Below are 20805 nucleotides of genomic sequence, written 5' to 3'. Positions count from 1 at the left end.
GCGCTACCGGGCCCCACGCACCAGGCGGCCCGGCCTCGCGCCGGTGTCGACGCCCGCTCGCCTCGTGACCTGGCCCGCGACGATCGTGGCCAGGTAGCCGGTCGCGTTCTGGAGCATGCGGCCGCCGCCGGCCGGGAGGTCGTGGACCATCCGGGGGCGGTGCAGGGTGAGGGCGTCCAGGTCGATCACGTTCAGGTCGGCGCGCTTGCCCTCGGCCAGCACGCCCCGGTCGGACAGGCCGTACAGGGCGGCGGTGTCCATCGTCTGCTTGCGGATCAGGAATTCCAGCGGCAGGCGCTCGCCGCGGGTGCGGTCGCGGGCCCAGTGGGTGAGCAGGAAGGTCGGCTGGGAGGCGTCGCAGATCATCGAGCAGTGCGCGCCGCCGTCGGCCAGGCCGAAGACGCTCGCCGGGTGGGTGAGCATCTCTCGGATCGCCTCGTGGTCACCGTCCGAGTAGTTGAACATCGGGACCATCAGCGTGGTCCGCGCGTCGTCCTCCAGTTGCAGGTCGTACAGCGTGGACAGCGGGTCCTCGCCGCGCGCCCGGGCGATGGCGGTCACCGTGCGGTCCGGCAGCGGCTCGTAGTCCGGGACGGTGTCCATCGGGTACATCCGGTCCAGCATGAACTGCATCGCCAGGTTGACCGAGTCGCCCGGGATGTTCGGGTCGCTGGGCAGGTCGCTCTCGGCCAGGATCGCCGCCTTGACCTCGGGCCGGGCCAACTCGGCCGCGAACGCCGCGTCGTCCAGTTCGCCGGCCACCCGCCGGTCGTCGATCGCCCGGAACGTCGGTCGTTTGCTGAACGCGTTGCGGGTGCCGAACCCGGTCAGCATCCCGAACGGGCGGCCCGCGATCTGCGGATGCAGCCGCGCGCCCGCCTCGTTCGCGGCCTGCGACTCGGCCATCAACTCGCGCCACAGCTCCGGCGCCGCGTTGACCTGGAGCAGCGCGAACGACACCGGCATGCCGATCTCGGCGGCGAGTCGACGCATCCAGGCCACCTCGGAGGCGGGCTTGACGATGTCCTCGCCGGACGAGCCGGTCGGGGCCAACTCGAAGACGGCCCGCCCGCCCGCGGCCATCGCCCGGCCCAGGCCGAAGAGTTCGTCCTCCGTGGCGAAGGTGCCGGGTACCGGCTCGCCGCCCATCGCCTTGTGCGCGACCGTGCGCGAGGTGGAGAAGCCCAGCGCTCCGGCCTCGATCGCCTCCTTGACGATCACCGCCATCGCCTCGATGTCCTCGGCCGTGGCCGGCTCGTTGCGTGCGCCCCGGTCGCCCATCGCGTACGCCCGCACCGCGCCGTGCGCGACCTGGACGCCGATGTCGGCGGCGAACGTGCGCTGCTCGAGTACGTCCAGGTACTCAGGGAAGGTCTCCCAGCCCCACGTCATGCCCTCGGCGAGGGCCGTCCCGGGGATGTCCTCGACGCCCTCCATCAACCGGATCAGCCAGTCCTCGCGGCCCGGGCGAACCGGCGCGAAGCCGACTCCGCAGTTCCCCGAGACCACCGTGGTCACGCCGTGCGACGTGGACGGGTCGAGCACCTCGTCCCAGGTGGCCTGGCCGTCGTAGTGGGTGTGGATGTCCACGAAACCCGGCGTGACCAGGTGACCGGTCGCGTCGATCGTCTCGACCGCGTCGCCGTCCAGGGCCGGATCCGGGCCGTCGTGCCGGCGGACCGCGACGATCAGGCCGTCCCGGACACCGATGTCACCGACGAACCGGTCCGCGCCGGTGCCGTCCACGATCGTGGCGTTGATGATCTTGAGGTCGTACATATGAGCCTCCCCGGTAACGTGGGCAGACCGTACGGCTGCGCATTGTGCGAGTCAATATGCGCACTATGCGAAAAGATCCAGTAGGGTGCCGGCCATGGCCCCACGACCGTCCCCGCAGACCGACCGACTCGTCTCGCTGATCGACGCGATCGCCGAACGGCCGGCGGAGGGACTGACCCTGTCCGAGATCGCCCGGCATCTCGCGGTGACGCCCGCGACCTGCCATCCGATGCTCGCGAGCCTGACCTCGCTGGGCTGGTTGATCCGCCATCCGACCCGCCGCACCTACCGGCTCGGCCCGGCGCTGGTCGCGGTGGGCCGGGCCGCCGCGCGCGGGCTGGGCGTGCTCGACGTGGCGCGGCCGATCATGGCGCGGCTGCGCGACGAGACCGGCCTGTCCTGCTTCGCGATGACGCCCGGCGAACACCACGTGGCGATCGCCGAGGTGGTCCGCGCGCCGGGTCCCGAGTCGCACCGGCTGCGGGTCGGCGCCCAGGCGCCGATCACCCCGCCGCTGGGCATCGGCTACGTACCCTGGGCGGACGAGCAGACGATCCGGCGCTGGCTCGACGAGGCGGACGGCCCGGCCGCGCGCGGGCGGATGTCGCGAGCGATCGACAACGCGCGGCACCGCGGGTTCGCGATCGAACTGGTCACCGACGTGGAGACCCGGCTGGGCGAGACGCTCGGCGAACTGGACGAGCACCTGGAGGGGCTGGACACGCTCGGCGCGGGCGCGTCGGCTGCCCGGCTGCGCACGCTCCTGGAGGAGATCGCGGCCGAGATCGGCGGCTCCGACGGCGGACAGATCGACGAGCTGGAACCGGACCGTGACTACCGGGTGGGCGCGATCAGCGCGCCGGTGCACGACCGGGACGGCGACCTGGTCCTGATCCTGAGCCTGCGCGGCTTCGCCCCCCGGACCGACGGACGGACGCTGGAGAAGACCGGCCGGCTGCTCGCGGACGCGGCGGCCGAGGTGGCCGCCGCGACCTGAGCGGCCTAACGCCGCACCCCGCCGCCGGCCGCACGTCCACCACCGCGGTCCTACGGCCGCATCGCGCACACGCCGCCGCCCAAGACCCGGACACACAAAAGCCGGCCGGGCCGCGATACGCGTCCCGACCGGCCGTGCGGCCGAAGCCCGGCTCAGTCCTTGTCCTTCGCGCGCCCTTCCGGGTTGTCCTGGTCGGGACTGCGCAGGTCGTCCTCGCGGTGCTTGAGGTCCTCTTCCCAGCGCTTGAGCATCTCGTCCTCGTCGCTGCTCGACGACGGGTCGCTCGGCTTGCGGTTGTCCTTGCTCAGGGACGACAGGAACTCCGGGTTGTCGTCCGGAGCGAGCTGCCGGCCCTGGGCCCGGCCGCCGAACCCGAAGCCGCCGGAGCCGCCTGGGGTGTACTCGCGCTTGGGGCGTCCGGCGGCGAACCAGCCGATCGGGCCGAGGAAGACCGGCCAGAAGAACAAGATGATGAAGACCCAGGCGATCTTGGGCAGGCTGCGGACCTTCTGCTCATCGGTGGTCAGACAGTCGATGAACGCGTAGATCCCGACGGCCAGGGGCAGCAGAAACAGCAGAACCCTGATCATGTGGCGGTCTCCCAGGCAGGTACTCGGCGCTTGGTACTCGGATGCGTCTCCTGTCCAGCGTAAACGGTCGGCTCCATGAACACCGGACCCCTCACAGCCCGGTGACCTTGCCCGACGCGTGCAGCTCGTACACGAGCGTGATCCGGCGCCGCTCGCCCGCCGTCAATCGCACGTCGTAGCGGACGATTCCCTGCTCGTCGACCGCGTCCGGCGCCGGTTCCGACAGGTCACCGCGCACCTTGACCTCGACCGCCGACACCTCGGACACCGGCACCCGCTCGCGCAACACCACCGTCCCGGGCGACTCGGCCTCCGGCGCGGCGATGTGCGAGAGGAAGACGGTCACCGTACGGGTGACCACCGTGCGCCCGGTGAGCGAGGCCGTCGTGCGCGATTCGGTCACGTCGCGTACCACCCGGAAGTCGTCCTCGCTGCCGAACGGCAACCGGACCTCCTCGCCCGGCGCGGCGAAGTCGAGTTGCCCGCGGCCGGCGTACCCGCTGCCGCGCACCAGTTCCACCGGGCCCGCGAGCAGCGCGTGACCGGCGTCGTTGGCGAAGCGCACCACCTGGCTCACGTACTGCGACAACTCGGGCGCGCAGGCCGCCTCGGGCTCGCACGCCGCGGTGAACGTGGTCAGCCGGACCCGATGCGGCCGCCCGTCGGAGGGCACCTCCACCGGCGCGGGCGCGGCCAGCACCCGGACCTCGCCGCCGTCGTCCACCCCGGGCAGCTCGGCCGAGCCGCCCGCGACCCGGCCGACCGTGGCGATCTCCTCCTCGCGCAGGTCCACCTCGACCTGCTTCTTCTCCACCTGGGTGCGCTCGCGCAGGGTCAGCCGATCCTCGACCAGGCTCGGCGGCCGCGCTGCCAGGGTCGGACGCGCGGTGGACAGGGACAGCGCGACGCCGGACCAGTCCTCGCCGGTGCGCTGCCAGACCACCGCGTCGCATTCGAGCTCGATCGACCGGCGGTCCGGCGCGAGCGTCGCGCGGTAGGCGGGTCGCCACAACGCGCACGGAACCAGGTGCACCACCCGCAACTCGGCCGACCCGGTGCGCTCGGCCTCGATCACCACCTCGACGGTCGCGGTCAGCTCCGCGGGTTCCTGCTCGGCCACGTCGAGCGCCACCCGCGCCTCGCGCAGCCGGCGTTCCACCGAGGACTGCTCGTCGGCCAGGGCGTGCAGTTCGGCGTGCCGGTCCTCGGCCTCGGCCGAGAGCCGATCCAGCTCGGTGGCCCAGCGCTCGGGCTCGGCCGTACCGAAGCCGGTCTGCTCGGCGATGTTGCGGCGCAGCTCGGTCCGGGCCTGCGCGATCAGCGTGAGCCGGGTGTGCAGCCGGTTCGAGTGCCGGGACAGCGCGACGCGCCGCTCGTCCAGGTCGTGCACGAGCCGGCGCAGCTCGGAGGCGTCCGGGCCGGGGCCGGTCGCGGGCCTGGGCGTGTACACCCGCACCACGCGCGCGTCGATCGCGGTCGCGCTGCCGTCGTCGGCGATCACCTCGACCCGCAGCGACCGGTCCACGGCGAGCGGGGTCACCGGGCCGACCAGCACCCGCTGTACGCCCTCGGCCACCTCGATCCGGCCGGATCGGGTCACCTGCGCCCGGTCCTCCAGACAGGTCACCGCCGTGATCGGCAGCGGTTCCGGCTTGCGTTCGGCCGGCGTGCTCTTTTCCAGCGTCGGCTGAGTCATGGTCAGACCCTCCTGTTGCCGCCGACCACGGCCTTCGCTGCCGGGATCCGGATCTCGTAGCCACCGGTCAGGTTCTTCCGCTCGCCCGGGGCGAGTTCGACATGCCACACCCGCGCGCCCGGGACGTGCCGCCCGTCGCGCAGTTCGGTGTCCTGCACCCAGCGCGGCGCGCCGGCGTGCTCCTCGATCTTGACGTCCTTGTCGTCGGTGACCGGAACACGCTCCAGGATGTCCAGCCGGATCGGCCGGGCGAGGTGGTTGACCGCCTCGATCTCGATCCGGTGGTCGAGCACGGCCGTACCGCCGCGCAGACCCGCCGTCGACTCGCGCATGTGCGCGTTCCGCGACACCTGCACGCTCTCCACGACGCCGACGCCGACCCGTTCGCGCGCGCCGGGTGCGAGCGTCGGCAGCGGCACGGTCATCAGGAACTCGCCGGCCACCGAGACGTCCGCCGGGCCGTGGAGCAGCGCGTGCGCCGACGCGTTGGCGAGCACCACCGTGCCGAACACCGCGTCGTCCAGGGCCGGTACGCAGACGAACTCGGGCTCGAGCGAGACCTCGATCTCGCACACCGGGATGGTGTGCCACACCCCGTCGGCGGCCACCTCGGCGGGCGCCGTGGTGTCGAAGCGATAGTCGTACGACCCGGCCGCGTCGCGCGGCGCGAGCGCGTGCTCGGGCAGCGTCAGCCGGGTCACCTCGTCGGCACGCCGGCGGTACTCCATCGCGGTTCCACCCGAACCGTACGGCGCGGCGCGCAGCCGGCCGCGGGCCTCGGCGTCGTCCGCGCCCCGCAGCTCCAGGGCCGCGTAGTCGAGGAGGTCGCTGCCGGGCTCGGGCTGCGCCGGCGGGGCCGGTTCGGCCTTCGGCGAGATCGGGTCCTCGTCGGCCGCCCCGTCGAAACGGGCGAGTTCGAAGGCGCCGCCGGGCGCGGAGCCTTCGAGCGCCGAGTCCTGGGACGCGGCGCCTCGGGCCCGGCGCGCCCTCGCGGCGGCGGGGCGCGGCGCGGGCGGCGGCGCGCCGAAGCCGCCGGCGACCTGCATCGGCGGTGGCATGGCCGCCCCCGGGGCGGCCGGGGTGATCGGCGCGGGCATCGGCGCCGCCCGATACAGGACCCGGTCCTCGGCGGCGAACTCCTCGGCCGGGGCCGCAGCCGCCCCGGCATACGCCGACCGCGCCGCCGGGCGCTTGGCCACACCCGCGTCGTAGCCCGCGAACAGCTCGGCCAGCCCGGCCGGTGGCTCGCGCCAACCCGCGTGCGCGGGCGCGCTCTGCCGGCGGCCCAGGCGCAGCGACTTGAGCTCGGGCAGGTCGGTGCTCCGGGCCAGGTCGGCGGTGGACAGGCCGAGCCGTACGCCGGTCCAGTCCTCACCGGTGCGCTGCGCGACGCAGGCCCGCATCACCAGCGTGCCGCCGGTCATCGCCTCGTCCAGGCGCAGCTGGTACATCGGCGCCCAGCGCGCGCCGGGCACGTGGTACTCCACGGCCAGCTCGACCGGGCCGGCTTCGCCGGAGTGCTCCAGGGTGACCACCGCGGTGCCGGACGCCTGGGTCCGTTCGGTGCGCTGCGCGCCGGACGCCGCGTTCAGCCGAGCCCGGAACAACTCGGTGTCGCGGACCGCCTCGCGCAGTTCGGCGTCGCAGACGCCGACGCGCTCGTACAGCGCCTGGGCCCGCTCGTCCGTGAACGCGGCCAGCTCCAGCAGCGCGGACACCGGTGCGGGGCGCGGCGGATCACCGCGGCGCACGGATGGCAGTACCGCCTGGAGCCCGGCGATCTCGGCCAGCTCGTCGGCCAGCCGCGCGCTTTTCGCGCGCAGCGCCCGGACCCGGGACTCGGCCGCCTCCAGGTCGAGCAGTACGGCGGGCAGGTCCGTTTCCTCCACCATCTCGACGTCGACCACGGGCCGGATGTCGGTGACCCGCACCCCCGTACCGCCGCCGATCACCCGCGCGCGCAGCCAGTCGCCGTACGCGGTGAGCGGGAATCCGGTCACCCGCACCCGCACCGGACCCGGTGGGCCGGCCGGCAGGTCCACGTCGCAATTCCGCACACACACCGCCCCCACGGCATGGACGACCACCGAACGCAATTCCGAAGCGACCGTGAGCATGTACCCCTCCTGCTCGGCACGAGGGACCAAGGTAGCCCGACCGGCCGGGTGCGCGTGCGGGTCCGGCGAGTCCGTATCGGATACTGGCACGCATGGCATACGGGACCTTGCGCGCTTTCCTGAAGGCACTGGAGAAGCGTGGTGAACTCAAGCGCGTACGCGCGGAGGTCGACCCGCATCTGGAGGTCGGCGAGATCACCGATCGGGTGAACAAGGCCAAGGGTCCGGCGCTGCTGTTCGAGAACGTCAAGGGCAGTTCGATGCCGCTGGCGATGAACGTCTACGGCACCGACGAGCGCATGCTGATGGCGCTCGGGCTGAAGAGCTACGACGAGTTGTCGGAGAAGATCGGCGGCCTGCTCAAGCCGGAACTGCCGCAGGGGTTCACCGGGATCCGCGAGGCGTTCGGCAAGCTCGGCTCGGTCGCGCACATCCCGCCGAAGAAGATCAAGGACGCGCCCTGTCAGCAGGTCGTGCTCAAGGGCGACGACGTCGACCTGGACCGCATCCCGGCGCTTTTCACCTGGCCCGAGGACGGCGGCTCGTTCTACAACCTGGGCCTGACCCACACCAAGGACCCCGACACGGGCGTGCGCAACCTGGGTCTGTACCGGCTCCAGCGGCACGACAAGCGCACCATCGGGATGCATTGGCAGATCCACAAGGACAGCCGCAACCACTACCAGGTGGCCGCCAAGCGCGGTGAGCGGCTGCCGGTGGCGATCGCGTTCGGCTGCCCGCCGGCGGTGACGTACGCGTCCACCGCGCCGCTGCCCGGCGACATCGACGAGTACCTGTTCGCCGGCTTCATCGGCGGTCGGCGGATCGAGATGGTCGACTGCGTGAGCGTGCCGCTCCAGGTCCCGGCCGAGGCCGAGGTGGTCCTCGAAGGCTGGTTGACCCCGGGCGAGATGTTGCCGGAGGGGCCGTTCGGCGACCACACCGGCTTCTACACGCCGCAGGAGCCGTTCCCGGCGCTGACCATCGACTGCGTGACGATGCGGGAGAAGCCGCTGCTGCAGTCGATCGTGGTCGGCCGGCCGCCCACCGAGGACGGGCCGCTGGGCAAGGCCACCGAGCGGTTCTTCCTGCCGCTGCTCAAGATCATCGTGCCGGACATCGTCGACTACGACCTGCCCGAGGCGGGCGGCTTCCACAACTGCGCGATCGTCTCGATCGACAAGAAGTACCCCAAGCACGCGCAGAAGGTGATGAGCGCGATCTGGGGTGCGCACATGATGTCGCTGACCAAGCTGATCGTGGTGGTGGACGCCGACTGCGACGTGCACGACTACCACGAGGTCGCGTGGCGGGCGTTCGGCAACACCGACTACGCGCGCGACCTGTTGTTGACCGAGGGGCCCGTGGACCACCTCGATCACGCGTCGTACCAGCAGTTCTGGGGTGGCAAGGCGGGCATCGACGCGACCCGCAAGCTGCCCGAGGAGGGCTACACGCGCGACGGCGGCTGGCCGGAGATGGTCGTGTCGGATCCCGAGACCGCCGCCAAGGTGACCCGCCGATGGAAGGAATACGGACTGTGACGTCCGCCGCGCTACCCGCACCCGGGGCTCCCTCGGAGGTGGGCCGGGTCAAGGCGTTCCTGCGCCTCGTGTTGATCGAGCACTCGGTCTTCGCGTTGCCGTTCGCCTATATCGCGGCCTTCACCGCGATGTACGAGAGCAACGAACGGCTGCACTACTGGGAACTGTTCCTGGTCACCGTGGCGATGGTCGGCCTGCGCACCTTCGCGATGGCCTGCAATCGGATCATCGACCGCGAGATCGACGCGCGCAATCCGCGCACCGCGTCGCGCGAGTTGGTCACCGGCGCGGTGTCGGTGCGCACCGCGTGGATCGGCGCGCTGGTCGCCCTGTTCTTCTACCTGGTCGCCGCCGCGCTGCTGAACCCGCTGTGCCTGGCGCTCGCGCCGGTCGCGGTGATCCCGATGGTGATCTATCCGTACGGCAAGCGGTTCACCAACGTCCCGCACGCGATCCTGGGCGTCGCGCAGGCGATCGGGCCGGTCGGCGCGTGGCTGGCGATCACCGGCGAGTGGTCGTGGCAGGCGGTCGTACTGGGCCTGGCGGTTGGCACCTGGATCGGCGGCTTCGACCTGATCTTCGGCTGCCAGGACGTCGCGGCCGACCGCGCGCACGGCGTCAAGAGCGTGCCCGCCAAGTGGGGCATCGCCGCCGCGCTGAACGCCTCGAAGGTCACCCACGTGGTGACCACGCTGCTGTTCATCTGGTTCGGCGCGCTCACCGGCGCGGGCTTCTTCTGGTGGCTGGGCCTGCTGATCGTCGGCGCGGCATTCGTATACGAACACTCGCTGCTCAAGCCGGACGACCTGTCCAAGCTCAACCGGGCCTTCTTCACCACGAACGGTTTCATCGGCATCGCGCTGTTCGTGTGCGCGCTGCTGGATCTGGGCGTGCGGGGCCTGCGGCCGTAGGCCGGGACGGCCGCCACCGAAAACGCCCGAGGCGCTCACCCGAGCCCGCCACGGCCCCCACGTCGCCCCTGCATCCGGACTTTTTCCGCCCGAGCGCACGCAAACTTTCGACCGCGCCCACTGCTCCGGCATCGGATGTGCCACCGAATGCCCGGGTACATGGGAGGCGCCATCCGCTCGGGGCAAAAAACAGCCCGGGTCATGCACGGTCTGCCCGCGTATCACCCGTCGGCCGAGCCGGCGTCGGCGGAGCGCGGCGACCGATGATCTCGCCATGCGCCGGCGAAGCTTAGAGGTGCGCGGGAATGAGGTGGGACAGCGCTGGTGCACGAGCTGAGGAGGCGGTTGTGGCGAGTGAGCCGAATCTCGGACTCGCGGGGAAGGAGCCGTTGTTTCCCATGCCACCGGTAACCGAGCAGGCGCTGCGGGTGGCAGTGCTCTCGCTCGATCCGGTCGCGGCTGTTCGCTTCGAGCAGGAATTTCACGGTGTCTGGCAGGAGGCCGTGCAGACCGACAGCACCGTGCCCATGCACACATTCCTTCGACGCTGGGCCGTGTTCGTCGCGTTGCGGCGGATGCCCGCCCGGGCGCGTCGGCTACGCGAACTCGAACAGACGATCGCCGACGCGGACAGCTGGGACAGCGCTGGTGCACGAGCTGAGGAGGCGGTTGTGGCGAGTGAGCCGAATCTCGGACTCGCGGGGAAGGAGCCGTTGTTTCCCATGCCACCGGTAACCGAGCAGGCGCTGCGGGTGGCAGTGCTCTCGCTCGATCCGGTCGCGGCTGTTCGCTTCGAGCAGGAATTTCACGGTGTCTGGCAGGAGGCCGTGCAGACCGACAGCACCGTGCCCATGCACACATTCCTTCGACGCTGGGCCGTGTTCGTCGCGTTGCGGCGGATGCCCGCCCGGGCGCGTCGGCTACGCGAACTCGAACAGACGATCGCCGACGCGGACAGCTTGGCAGCCGCCCGTCCGGCTGCGGCCGAGATGGCCGCGATGTTGGACGAGGCCGCCCGCGAAGCCGCCGCGTGAACGACTGGACCTGAGAATACGAACCCGACGCAGAGCATGTGGTCGGCAGGTCGCCCGAACCCGGAACGGGTCCGGTCCCACACCGCGAGTGGTGTGGGACCGGACCCGTTCCGGTTGGTGACGCGTCAGACGCCCGCGTACGAGTGCAGCCCGTTCACGAAGATGTTGACGCCGTAGTAGTTGAACAGGAAGCAGGCGAAGGCGACCAGGGAGACGATCGCGGCCTTGGTGCCCTTCCAGCCGGCCGTGGCGCGGGCGTGCAGGTAGGCCGCGTAGGCGACCCAGGTGATGAAGGACCAGACCTCCTTGGGGTCCCAGCCCCAGTAGCGGCCCCACGCGTTCTCCGCCCAGATCGCGCCGCAGACGATGGCGAAGGTCCACAGCGGGAAGATGATCGCGTTGACGCGGTAGGCGGTCTTGTCCAGGGACGCCGCGCTCGGCAGCCGGGCCAGCTTCTCGTCGAAGCGGCCGAGCTTGTCGCCGCGGGCGACCTTGCCCTCGTACTTCTGCCGGAACAGGAACAGGATCGAGGCGAGCGCGCCGATGTGGAATGCGCCGAACGAGACGATCGCGGACGCGACGTGGATCCACAGCCAGTACGAGTCGAGTGCCGGGACCAGTTGCTCGGAGTCGGTGTACAGGACCGTCACCGCGACGCCGAGCGTGGTGAGCACCGGCAGCGTGACGAACAGGCCCAGCCAGCGCACCGGGTACTTCCACAGCAGCACCAGGAAGGCCGCGACCACCACCAGCGAGACCGAGGTGGAGAACTCGTACATGTTGCCCCACGGGGCCCGCTCGACCGAGATGCCGCGCGTGAGCACGGAACCGGCGTGCAGCAGGAAGCCGAGCACGGTCAGCGAGACCGCGACCCGGCCGATCCGGTCCGCGCGTTCGTCGCCGCCGGCCACGTTGCCCTGGTCGTCGGCGCCGGCACCGTCGTGCCCGCCCTCGCGCAGCACCACGACCGGCCGCTCGGCCAGCGCGACCCCGCCGGCCGCGCCGGCCTTCGCGGCGGGCTCCAAGACCTCGACCGACAGGTCGGCCGAGCGTTTGGCCACCGCGCCGCTGCTGCCGAAGGTCCATTCCATGCAATAGGCGAAGAACGCCATCAGGTAGACGGCGATCGCCGAATACATCAGCACATTGCTGAATTGGGCGAGGTTCTCGTTGACGCCCACGCTCACTCCTTGACCTTGGTGCCGGGTGAGTTCGCCGGCGCGGCCTCGCGCAACGCGTCCACGAACTCCTGTACCTCATCGCCGAGGCCCCCACCCTCGGTGCGGGCGAGCCCGCCGACCTCGACGACCGTGTGGCCGTCGGGACCCTCCACCGCGCGCACCCACATCCGGCGGCGGCGAACGAACAGTGACAGCACGAGGCCGACGATCGCGGCCACCACGCTGAAGAGCGCGAGCCCCTTGCCGGGCTCGCTGGCGACCTGGAAGTTGGCCCAGGTCTTGACGCCGTCGAAGGTGACGGTGCCTGCGCCGTTGGGCAGTTCCACGGTGTCGCCGACCTTGAGCGCCTGGCGCCACACGTCGGAGCCGTTCATGAACTTCGACATCTTGTCGGCCTTGAGCGCGTAGATGTTCTGCGGAACGCCCGAGTCCATACCCAGGTCGCCCTCGTAACCGCTGATCAGCAGCCGGGGGTTGAGCAGCGAGGGGAACACCGAGATCGGACCGCGCCTGGGGTCGACCAGCAGGTTGCCGTCCTGGTCCACCGGCGCGCTCGGCAGGAACTGCCCGTCGAAGCCCAGTTGTTTGAGGCCGGGGCTGACGTCGGGGACCTTGATCACGCCGGTCGAGGTGCGGTTGCCGTCCTGGGGCAGGAACACGGTGGGGCCCTTGTAGGCGATCTTGCCCTTGGCGTCGCGTACGGTCACCTCCGGCGCGTAGCCGGTGGCGATCATGAACACCTTGGTGTCGCCCACCTCCAGCGGGTGGTTGACCCTGATCTTCCCGGCCTTGTCCTTGCCCTCGTGCCCGTACCAGGACTCGATGTTCGCGGTGAACGACCTGGGCTCGCCGCGCTTGGCGCCGGTCGGCTGGAACTTCTGCTCGACCGACTCGAGCCGGAACCCGAAGGGCTCCAGGTTGTCCGCGTCCACGAGCGCGCCGAACTGGCGGTCGTCGTACTGGGTGAGCACGTTCGCGAAGCTGCCGCCCTCGACCACGATCTTGCCGCCCTTGACGCTGTACAGGCTGCCCAGGGCGAACGCGACCAGGATGCCGAACAGCGCGATGTGGAACAGCAGGTTGCCGCTCTCCCGGGCGTAGCCCTTCTCCGCCGCGATCGAGTCGGAGCTCGGGTTCAGCCGGAAACGGCGCTTCTTGAGCGCGACGCGCGCCGCGGCGAGCACCGTGTCCGGGTCCGCCGAGGTCTCCCAGCGCGCGTGCGCGGGCAGCCGGGTGAAGTTGCTCGGCGCCTGTGGCGGCTTGGCCCGCAACGTCTTGGCGTGCGCCCAGCAGCGCGGCACGATGCAGCCCGCGAGCGAGACGAACAGCAGGATGTAGATCGAGGCGAACCACCACGACGCGAACACGTCGAAGAGCTGGAACTTGTCCATGATCTTCGCGCGGTCGGGATGGTCCCGGAAGTACTGGCTGACCTTGATCGGGCTGACCGGCCGCTGTGGGATCAGCGTCGGCGGCGTGGCCGCGACCGACAGCAGGAACAGCAGGATCAGCGCGACCCGCATCGAGGTCAGTTGCCGCCAGAGCCAGCGCAGCCAGCCGAGCACGCCCAGCTGCGGTTGGCGGATCTCCTCGTCGCCGTCGTCCTGCGCGGGCGCGGTCGACATCCCGGCATCGGCCCTGGCCTCGGGCTTCGCGATTCCTTCGAGGTCGTCGTCGCGTGCGAGGTCGTCGTCGGTTCGGGTCTCCAGGCTCATCAGAATCCGATCGTGTATTGCCCGGCCCAGGACTGCATCTCACGCATCATCTGGTCCCACGCGCCGGTGAGCATCAGTACGCCGAGCAGCACGAGCATGCCGCCGCCCAGGCGCATCACCCAGACGTAGTGCTTCTTGACCCACCCGAACGCACCGAGCGCCTTGCGGAACGCGAGCGCGGTGACCAGGAAGGGCACGCCCAGACCCAGGCAGTAGGCCACGGTGAGCAGCGCGCCGCGATTGGCGCTCGCCTCGCTCACGGACAGGTTCAGCACCGCGGTCAGGGTCGGGCCGATGCACGGCGTCCAGCCGAGCCCGAACACCATGCCCAGCAGCGGCGCGCCGACCAGCCCTATGGCCGGCCGCTTGTGCACCCGGAACTCGCGCTGCATGCCCGGGAGAACGCCCATGAAGGACAGCCCGAGCACGATGGTGACCGCGCCGAAGACCTTGGTGATGGTCGCCTGGTGTGCCAGGAGCGTCTTGCCGAAGTAGCCGAACGCCGCGCCCATGGAGACGAACACGGCGGTGAAGCCGAGCACGAACAGCAGCGTGCCCAGGAAGAGTCGACCGCGCCGGGCATCCTTCAGATCCGCCCCGGAGACCCCGGTGACGTAGCTGACATAGCCGGGGACCAACGGCAACACGCACGGCGAGAAGAACGAGATCAGCCCCGCGAGCAGGGCGATCGGCAGGGCCGCGAACAACGACCCCGTATAGACCGTGTTGTTCATCCCCTCGGCTGCGACGAGCACCTCGATCAGGCCTTCTCGTTCGGCACGGGCTCGTTCAGCACCGGGTCGATCATCGAGCGCAGTTCCTCGATGGTGACCGCCCGCAACACCCGCGCCGCGATCCGACCCTCACGGTCGATGATCAGCGTGCTGGGGATCGCGTTGGGGTTCAGGTTGCCGGTGAACTTGAGGATCTCGCGCGCGTCCGGGTCCCACAGGCTCGGGTAGGTGATGCCCTTGCTGTTGGTGAACGCGATCGCGTTGTCCTGGGTGGCGTCGCGGGTGTTGATCCCCAGGAACTGCACACCCTTGTCCGCGGTCTCGGTGTGGGCCTGCTGGAAGTCGGCCGCCTCGGCCCGGCACGGTGGGCACCACGAGCCCCACACGTTCAGCACCACGACCTTGCCCTTGAACTCGGCAAGGCTGATGTCCTTGCCCTCCAGCGTCTTGCCGGAGACCTTCGGAGCCGCGGTACGGTCGCCCGCCTTGGCCCGCACGATGCCGCTGTTGTCGCTGTCGACATAGCCCTTGCCGTCGCCGCTGCTCTTGCCGCCGGCACTCATCCCGCCGCAGCCGGTGAGTGCGAGCAGGGCCGCGGCGGTGAGCAGCGCGGCACGACGAGGCAGGCGGCGTGTGAGCATGTGAAAAGTTTCGCATGCCTCCGCGCCCGCTCCACGCGGGGTCCGTCGTGCCGCTGACACTGCTTCAGTTCATCCCGATTCGTCCTAAATAAATAGGGCACTATGCCCCGAATCCGCGGTTATTCGTCACGCCCCGAAACCGCGCCTTCGTGTCATCCCCCGAAGTCGCGGCTTCGTGTCACGCCCCGAAGCTCTTGTTCTGCGTCTTGCCCGCGAGCTTCGCCGGCAGCAGATCCCGAGCCGGTTCGCTGTAGCCGACGGAGACGATCTTGTCCCCCTCGTAGGTGAACGTGGTGAGCGACGCGAGCGAGCACTGCCGGTTGCGCGGGTCGTGCCACAACCTCCGCCGCTCGACGAAGGAGCGGGTCACCCAGATCGGCAACTGGTGGCTCACGCACACCGCCTCGTGCCCACGCGCGGCGTCCCGGGCGGCGCCGAGCGCGCCCATCATCCGCACCACCTGCTCGATGTACGGCTCGCCCCACGAGGGCTTGAACGGGTTGGTGAGGTGCTTCCAGTGCGTCGGGTTCTTCAGGGAACCGTCGCCCACTCCGAAGGTCTTGCCCTGGAAGATGTTCTCCGCCTCGATCAGTCGATCGTCGGTGGCGATCTCCAGATTGTGTCGACCGGCGATCGGCGCGGCGGTCTCCTGGGCGCGCTCCAGCGGCGAGGACACCACGTGCGTGATGTCGCGCTCGGCGAGGTGGTCGGCGACCCGCTCGGCCATCTTGTTGCCCAGCTCCGACAGGTGGTAGTCGGGCAGGCGGCCGTACAGGATGCCGTGCGGATTGTGCACCTCGCCGTGGCGCATGAGGTGGACGATCGTCACGTCGCGGTTGGTCTGCGGCTTCTGAGCCATCGTCAGTTCTCCTGGGCACTCGCTGCGGCGCGGGCTGCGGCCGGCAGCGCGTCGAGGATACGGTTCACGGCCGCGTCGTCGTGGGCCGCGGACAGGAACCACGCCTCGAACGCGCTCGGCGGCAGGTACACGCCGGCGTCCAGCATCGCGTGGAAGAACGCGGAGAAGCGGAACGCCTCCTGCGTGCGGGCCTGGTCGTAGTCGTGCACCGGGCGATCGGTGAAGAAGACCGAGAACATGTTCCCGGCCGTGGACACCGTGTGCGCGACGCCCTCCTTGGCCAGGGCGGCCGACACCTCGGTGCGCAGCGCGAGGGAGACCGCGTCCAGGTGCTTGTACACCGCGTCGGTGCAGTACCGCAGAGTGGTGACGCCCGCCGCGGTGGCCACCGGGTTCCCGGACAGCGTGCCGGCCTGGTAGACCGGGCCGAGCGGCGCCAGGTGCGACATCACGTCGGAGCGCCCGCCGAACGCGGCGGCCGGGAAGCCGCCGCCCATCACCTTGCCGAAGGTGAGCAGGTCGGGGACCACGCCCTCGATGCCGAACCAACCCGCCTTGGACACCCGGAAGCCGGTCATCACCTCGTCCGAGACGAACAGCGCGCCGTGCCGCTCGCACAGGGCCTTGACGCCCGCGTTGAAGCCCGGACGCGGGGTGACCACACCCATGTTGCCCGGCGCGGCCTCGGTGATCACGCACGCGATGTCGTCGCCGTGGACGGCGAACGCCGACTCGACGGCGGACAGGTCGTTGTACGGCAACACGATCGTGTCGGCGGCCGAGGCCCCGGTGACCCCGGGCGTGTCCGGCAGCGCGAAGGTGGCCAGGCCGGAGCCGGCGGCGGCCAGCAGCGCGTCCACGTGACCGTGGTAACACCCGGCGAACTTCACCACCTTGGCCCGGCCGGTGAAGCCGCGCGCGAGCCGGATCGCGGACATGGTGGCCTCGGTGCCGGAGCTGACCAGGCGGACCTGTTCGACCGGGGCGACCCGGGAGACGATCTCCTCGGCGAGTTCCACCTCGCCGGCGCCGGGTGTGCCGAAGGAGGTGCCGCGCGCGACCGCCTCGCGGACGGCCTCCTGTACGGCGGGGTGCGCGTGGCCGAGGATCATCGGGCCCCAGGAGCACACCAGGTCCACGTATTCACGGCCGTCCGCGTCGGTCAGGTAGGGGCCTCGGCCCGAGACCATGAAGCGCGGCGTGCCGCCGACCGCGCGGAAGGCGCGCACCGGCGAGTTGACCCCGCCGGGGGTGACGGCCCTCGCACGCGCGAACAGGGCGGCGGAGGCGGGTGCGGGGTTCTCGTTGACAGAGCTCACCCGGTCATGCTCTCAAACAAACCGGGCACATCCGTCGCCCGCGGCTCGCCCGACGGGTGGACCAACCACATGGGCGCCGGGGAGGGTGTGCGCGGATTCGCGTTGGTTCCCGGGGATCCGCCAACCGAAACCGGGGGCGGGGAGCAGTATGATCGGGCGACCCGGACCCGTGCCCACGGGTGAGGCATGTCCGGCGGGGTGCAGCACGAAGATCGGGGTGCGCGCGTGGCGGCGAGAACACGTCGGGGTGGGCGGTCCGGGCGACACCACCGGATAGCCGGCGGTCTCGGACCGGTGCTGGCGACGCTGTTGACGCTGGCCGGGACGGCCGCGTGCGGCGGCGGGGACTCGGACGACGACGGCAGGACCGGGCTGCGCGGCGCGCTGGATCGGGTGCGCGACGACGAATCCACCCGGGGCTGGTTCGAGTACGGCGACACGGCCGCGATCAGCAAGGCCAACGGCGGTGGTGACTTCGCCGGACCCTACGGACCGCTGATCGGCACGGGCTACCCCGACCTGGCCGCGATGCGCGATCAGGTGGCGCCGGCCCTGGGCTTCGACCCGACCAAGGCGCACGAGGCCTGGTCCGCCGGCCGACCGCCGTACCAGGGTGGGGTGTTCGTCGGCGGCTTCGACAAGGGCACCGTGCTCGGCAAGCTCCGGGAACTGGGTGGCAAGCCGGAGCCGGCCGAGCCGAGTGTGCAGCGGCTGCGTCCCGACAACGAATTGAGCCTGGACGACACGCTGGCGCAGAAACTTCCGCTGGGCATCAACCACTTCAACGTGATTCGGGTCACCGACAAGCAGATCGGCTACGGCTCCACCGGGCGCGGCGCCGACCTCGGCCGGGGCGGCACGATGCTGGGCGCCGATCCCGTCGTGCGCGCGCTGGCGAACTGCCTGGGCAAGCCGCTGGCCGCGGTGATCACCGATCGCGTCGCCGGTGGCGAGCGGGCGAACGGGCCCAGGATCGCGGTCGGGGTGAGCGGCAAGGCGGGCGTCCCGGGCACCGACGTGATGTGTGTGGCCACCGGTTCGGAGCCGGCCGCCCGGGCCGAGGCCGATCGACTGCGCACGGTGTTCACCGGCGGCGGCAAAACCGCGCAGGGGGTGCCGTGGAGCACGGTGCTGGCCGACGTGCGAGCCGAGGTGGTCGAGACGAACGTGGTGAAGATCACCGCGCGTTCGGCCGGTTCGGTACGAACGGCGGTATTCGTCAAGGCATTGAACGACCTGTCGCTCGGGCAGACTTTCTCGGGCGGGCCGCCTGGCCGGGAGTCCTGACGCATGCCGGGGCGGGACCGGTTCCGAGTGGTGCACACCTGTTACTCAACCGCGGTACGGAATGCCCGGATGACCTGCGACGATCTTCAACGAGTCCCCTCGATCACCGACCAGACCGAGACAAGCGAGCAGGGAGCGATGGCGTCGGGCGCCACGGGTGTGCGCACGTGTCACGGAGCCGACCTCGGTCGGGAGGTGCACACGTGGGCGTGACATATGAGTACTTCGGCGCACCCGATCGCGCGACCGCGGCGCGGGTGCCTCCGCTGATCGATCCGACCGACACGGTGGAACGTCCCAGCAATTCCTATGTGTCGTTCGTGAAGCCGGAGACGGTCAGCGCGATGGTGCTGTCGCTGCTGGGGGACACCCCACAGGACGCGACGCCACCGCTGGAGCTGGTCGTGCTGCATCCCGCGCACGCGGTGATGCAGCTGCCGCCGATGCTGATGGACGTACTGCGCAACGCGACCGAGGAGGAACTGGGCGCGGCGGCCTTCATCTGGTCGACGTTCCCGGACCGGCGGGTGCCGCGCGACGCCTATCTGCTGTACCGGATGCTGCACGACTGGACCAAGTTCGCCCGCGAACTGCACCACGCCGGGCACCAGTTGTACTGCCTGATGCACTCGTGACGCGGCCGGACCCGGTACACCGGAGTAGACCCCTCCTCGATTAACCCACTTGAGTTATTAACCCAAGCGGTTTAACGTGCGATCCATGACAGGGACGCACGGCGCTTCGGCGTCGGACCGCGGTGCCGGCGCACGCCTTTTGATGATCGAGGCCGCGGAACGGCTGTTCGCCGAGCGCGGCATCAACGGGGTCTCGCTGCGCGAGATCGGCGCCCAGGCCGGGCAACGCAACACCGCCGCCGCGCGCTACCACTTCGGGTCGAAGGAGGCCCTGGTGGACGCGGTCTTCCGGCACCGGATGGAGCCGGTGAACGCGCGGCGCCTGGCGATGCTCGACGAACTCGACCGGGCCGGGCACGGGCACGAAGCCCGGGGTCTGGTCGAGGCGTTCCTGTACCCGCTCGCCGACACCCTCGGCCAGGTGGGGAAACCGAGTTGGTACCTGCGATTCAGCATCCACGCCGCCTTCCTCCAGGGCACCGCGGTGCACGACCTGGCCCGGGAGGAGTGGACGCGCGGCGTCTACACCGTGCGCGAGCGCATGCTCGGCCTGCTCGCCGAGTTCCCCGCGCGCCTGCGGATCGAACGCTGGGTGCTGGTGTCGTCCTATCTCACCCACGCCCTCGCCGACCGCGAGATGGCGCTGCACCACCCCGGCGGGCGCACCCTCACCGACCGGGAGGTCTTCCTGGCGGGCCTGACCGACACCGCCGTCGCCCTGTTGCTGGCCCCGGTCTCCGCCCGGACCGAGGCAGCACTCGAACGATCCACAGAGGTCCCGGCCGACCCGGGGCCTCGCGCCGATCCGGAGGTTCGACCATGACGAGCACCATCGAACAGCCCACCTACGAGGACCCCACCCCCGCCGCGGCCGCCGCGCTCGGCCTGGAAGTCCGGCCGCTGGCCGGGAACATCGGCGCCGAGATCTTCGGCGTCGACCTGACCGAGCCGCTCACCGACGAGGCGGTCGCCGAGATCCGCGCCATCTGGTTGAAGTGGAAGGTGGTGTTCTTCCGCGACCAGCACATAACCCAGGAACAGCACAAGGCGTTCGGCCTGCGCTTCGGCGAACTCGCCCCGGGACACCCGACGTTGCCTGCCGCCTTCCCCGAACACCCGGAGATCCTGCTGCTCGACAACGAGCAACTGGGCAAGGACGCCGGGGGCGGCTTCGTGGAGAGCCGCTGGCACACCGACGTGACCTTCATCCCCAACCCGCCGACCGCCTCGATCCTGCGTGGGGTGATCGTGCCGCCGTACGGCGGCGACACCCAGTGGGCCAACCTGGCCCTGGCCTACGAGCAACTGTCCGACCCGCTCAAGGACTTGATCGACGGACTGCACGCGGTGCACCACAACACGCTGCCGATCAAGCGCGGCGAACTGCCGGGCGCACTCGCCAAGCGCTTCCTCGGCGACGGGCTGCGCGCGGTGCACCCGGTGGTGCGCGTGCACCCGGAGACCGGCGAGAAGGTGCTGTTCGTCAACCCGAACTTCACCAGCCACATCCTGGAACTGACCCGGCAGGAGGGCGCGCACATCCTGGAGATGCTCTACGCGCACATCGCCGACGCCGCGTTCAGCGTGCGCTTCCGCTGGCAGCCGGGCAGCATCGCGTTCTGGGACAACCGGGCAACGGTGCATCTGGTACCCACGGACGTGCCGCCGGGCATGCGCCGCTCGATGCAGCGGGTGACCCTCCAGGGCGCCAACTCGGTCGGCCCGGACGGCGCGGAATCCTACGTCCTGAACACCTGAGCACCCCG

18 protein-coding genes are annotated in these 20805 nt (G+C 70.6%); 8 read left to right on the top strand and 10 right to left on the bottom strand.

Translation table 11 applies throughout. From position 1 onward, the window contains the following. Window positions 1–3: 3 nt before the first annotated feature. Window positions 4–1779, bottom strand: coding sequence for an amidohydrolase family protein (locus ACIRL2_RS20620; protein WP_402233864.1), 1776 nt, complete (start codon window positions 1777–1779; stop codon window positions 4–6). A 94-nt stretch (window positions 1780–1873) separates the two neighbouring features. On the opposite strand from ACIRL2_RS20620, the gene ACIRL2_RS20615 reads away from it, so the two are divergent. Then, entirely contained in the window at window positions 1874–2776 is a 903-nt protein-coding gene (locus ACIRL2_RS20615; RefSeq protein WP_395873324.1) for an IclR family transcriptional regulator, read from the top strand. Window positions 2777–2928: 152 nt separating this feature from the next. On the opposite strand, the gene ACIRL2_RS20610 is transcribed toward ACIRL2_RS20615, so the two are convergent. The 3 genes from ACIRL2_RS20610 to ACIRL2_RS20600 form a co-directional block, all read right to left on the bottom strand. After that, window positions 2929–3366: a PLD nuclease N-terminal domain-containing protein gene (locus ACIRL2_RS20610; protein ID WP_402233862.1), complete on the bottom strand. Its 438-nt coding sequence runs from the start codon at window positions 3364–3366 to the stop codon at window positions 2929–2931. 91 nt (window positions 3367–3457) lie between these two features. Next, window positions 3458–5062: a mucoidy inhibitor MuiA family protein gene (locus tag ACIRL2_RS20605; protein WP_402233860.1), complete on the bottom strand. Its 1605-nt coding sequence runs from the start codon at window positions 5060–5062 to the stop codon at window positions 3458–3460. A gap of 2 nt (window positions 5063–5064) precedes the next feature. After that, complete coding sequence (locus ACIRL2_RS20600; RefSeq protein ID WP_402233858.1) at window positions 5065–7179, bottom strand: DUF4139 domain-containing protein; 2115 nt, start codon at window positions 7177–7179, stop codon at window positions 5065–5067. Between the two features lie 92 nt (window positions 7180–7271). Between ACIRL2_RS20600 and ACIRL2_RS20595 the strand changes: the two genes are divergently transcribed. From ACIRL2_RS20595 to ACIRL2_RS20585, 3 genes are all read left to right on the top strand, one after another. Beyond that, window positions 7272–8723, top strand: a complete 1452-nt coding sequence (locus ACIRL2_RS20595; RefSeq protein WP_402233856.1) for a menaquinone biosynthesis decarboxylase — start codon at window positions 7272–7274, stop codon at window positions 8721–8723. Beyond that, the gene (gene mqnP / locus ACIRL2_RS20590) at window positions 8720–9634 is read left to right on the top strand and encodes a menaquinone biosynthesis prenyltransferase MqnP (RefSeq protein WP_402233855.1); all 915 of its coding nucleotides are present in this window, start codon (window positions 8720–8722) and stop codon (window positions 9632–9634) included. Before ACIRL2_RS20595 ends, mqnP begins: the two co-directional genes overlap by 4 nt. A 347-nt stretch (window positions 9635–9981) precedes the next feature. Beyond that, window positions 9982–10668, top strand: a complete 687-nt coding sequence (locus ACIRL2_RS20585; RefSeq protein ID WP_402233853.1) for a hypothetical protein — start codon at window positions 9982–9984, stop codon at window positions 10666–10668. A 125-nt stretch (window positions 10669–10793) separates the two neighbouring features. Here ACIRL2_RS20585 and ccsB read toward each other — a convergent pair whose 3' ends face one another. The 6 genes from ccsB to hemL all read right to left on the bottom strand — a co-directional run bounded on the left by ccsB (window position 10794) and on the right by hemL (window position 17117). Continuing rightward, the gene (gene ccsB / locus ACIRL2_RS20580; protein ID WP_395873384.1) at window positions 10794–11807 is read right to left on the bottom strand and encodes a c-type cytochrome biogenesis protein CcsB; all 1014 of its coding nucleotides are present in this window, start codon (window positions 11805–11807) and stop codon (window positions 10794–10796) included. A gap of 44 nt (window positions 11808–11851) precedes the next feature. Further along, entirely contained in the window at window positions 11852–13564 is a 1713-nt protein-coding gene (locus ACIRL2_RS20575) for a cytochrome c biogenesis protein ResB (protein WP_395873331.1), read from the bottom strand. Then, the gene (locus tag ACIRL2_RS20570; protein WP_395873385.1) at window positions 13564–14298 is read right to left on the bottom strand and encodes a cytochrome c biogenesis CcdA family protein; all 735 of its coding nucleotides are present in this window, start codon (window positions 14296–14298) and stop codon (window positions 13564–13566) included. Before ACIRL2_RS20570 ends, ACIRL2_RS20575 begins: the two co-directional genes overlap by 1 nt. Window positions 14299–14324: 26 nt before the next feature. Next, window positions 14325–14939 (bottom strand): TlpA family protein disulfide reductase, encoded by a 615-nt coding sequence (locus ACIRL2_RS20565; RefSeq protein ID WP_395873332.1) that lies wholly within the window; start codon window positions 14937–14939, stop codon window positions 14325–14327. 178 nt (window positions 14940–15117) lie between these two features. Further along, the gene (locus ACIRL2_RS20560) at window positions 15118–15798 is read right to left on the bottom strand and encodes a histidine phosphatase family protein (protein WP_395873333.1); all 681 of its coding nucleotides are present in this window, start codon (window positions 15796–15798) and stop codon (window positions 15118–15120) included. Window positions 15799–15800: 2 nt separating this feature from the next. After that, a complete protein-coding gene (hemL, locus tag ACIRL2_RS20555) occupies window positions 15801–17117 on the bottom strand; it encodes a glutamate-1-semialdehyde 2,1-aminomutase (RefSeq protein ID WP_395873334.1) in 1317 nt (438 codons plus the stop codon). Window positions 17118–17411: 294 nt separating this feature from the next. On the opposite strand from hemL, the gene ACIRL2_RS20550 reads away from it, so the two are divergent. The 4 genes from ACIRL2_RS20550 (at window position 17412) to ACIRL2_RS20535 (ending at window position 20797) form a co-directional block, all read left to right on the top strand. Next, window positions 17412–18404 (top strand): hypothetical protein, encoded by a 993-nt coding sequence (locus ACIRL2_RS20550; protein WP_395873335.1) that lies wholly within the window; start codon window positions 17412–17414, stop codon window positions 18402–18404. A gap of 203 nt (window positions 18405–18607) precedes the next feature. Beyond that, on the top strand, window positions 18608–19039 hold the full coding sequence (locus ACIRL2_RS20545; protein WP_020556484.1) for a hypothetical protein: 432 nt from the start codon (window positions 18608–18610) through the stop codon (window positions 19037–19039). An 85-nt stretch (window positions 19040–19124) separates the two neighbouring features. Then, a complete protein-coding gene (locus ACIRL2_RS20540) occupies window positions 19125–19862 on the top strand; it encodes a helix-turn-helix domain-containing protein (protein WP_395873336.1) in 738 nt (245 codons plus the stop codon). Beyond that, entirely contained in the window at window positions 19859–20797 is a 939-nt protein-coding gene (locus ACIRL2_RS20535; RefSeq protein ID WP_395873337.1) for a TauD/TfdA dioxygenase family protein, read from the top strand. Before ACIRL2_RS20540 ends, ACIRL2_RS20535 begins: the two co-directional genes overlap by 4 nt. Window positions 20798–20805 lie beyond the last annotated feature (8 nt).

This window comes from Embleya sp. NPDC127516, from assembly GCF_044765325.1.
Taxonomy (GTDB): domain Bacteria; phylum Actinomycetota; class Actinomycetes; order Streptomycetales; family Streptomycetaceae; genus Embleya.
This window is presented reverse-complemented; position numbering and strand designations above follow the sequence as displayed.

Excerpts from the sequence above, each read along its gene's own strand:
- ACIRL2_RS20600 (WP_402233858.1), bottom strand. The coding sequence starts at position 7,179 with ATGCTCACGGTCGCTTCGGAATTGCGTTCGGTGGTCGTCCATGCCGTG.
- ACIRL2_RS20615 (WP_395873324.1), top strand. The coding sequence starts at position 1,874 with ATGGCCCCACGACCGTCCCCGCAGACCGACCGACTCGTCTCGCTGATC.
- ACIRL2_RS20570 (WP_395873385.1), bottom strand. The coding sequence starts at position 14,298 with ATGAACAACACGGTCTATACGGGGTCGTTGTTCGCGGCCCTGCCGATC.
- ACIRL2_RS20575 (WP_395873331.1), bottom strand. The coding sequence starts at position 13,564 with ATGAGCCTGGAGACCCGAACCGACGACGACCTCGCACGCGACGACGAC.
- ACIRL2_RS20535 (WP_395873337.1), top strand. The coding sequence starts at position 19,859 with ATGACGAGCACCATCGAACAGCCCACCTACGAGGACCCCACCCCCGCC.
- ACIRL2_RS20540 (WP_395873336.1), top strand. The coding sequence starts at position 19,125 with ATGACAGGGACGCACGGCGCTTCGGCGTCGGACCGCGGTGCCGGCGCA.
- ACIRL2_RS20610 (WP_402233862.1), bottom strand. The coding sequence starts at position 3,366 with ATGATCAGGGTTCTGCTGTTTCTGCTGCCCCTGGCCGTCGGGATCTAC.
- ACIRL2_RS20620 (WP_402233864.1), bottom strand. The coding sequence starts at position 1,779 with ATGTACGACCTCAAGATCATCAACGCCACGATCGTGGACGGCACCGGC.
- ACIRL2_RS20560 (WP_395873333.1), bottom strand. The coding sequence starts at position 15,798 with ATGGCTCAGAAGCCGCAGACCAACCGCGACGTGACGATCGTCCACCTC.
- ACIRL2_RS20565 (WP_395873332.1), bottom strand. The coding sequence starts at position 14,939 with ATGCTCACACGCCGCCTGCCTCGTCGTGCCGCGCTGCTCACCGCCGCG.
- ACIRL2_RS20595 (WP_402233856.1), top strand. The coding sequence starts at position 7,272 with ATGGCATACGGGACCTTGCGCGCTTTCCTGAAGGCACTGGAGAAGCGT.
- ACIRL2_RS20605 (WP_402233860.1), bottom strand. The coding sequence starts at position 5,062 with ATGACTCAGCCGACGCTGGAAAAGAGCACGCCGGCCGAACGCAAGCCG.
- ccsB (WP_395873384.1), bottom strand. The coding sequence starts at position 11,807 with ATGTATTCGGCGATCGCCGTCTACCTGATGGCGTTCTTCGCCTATTGC.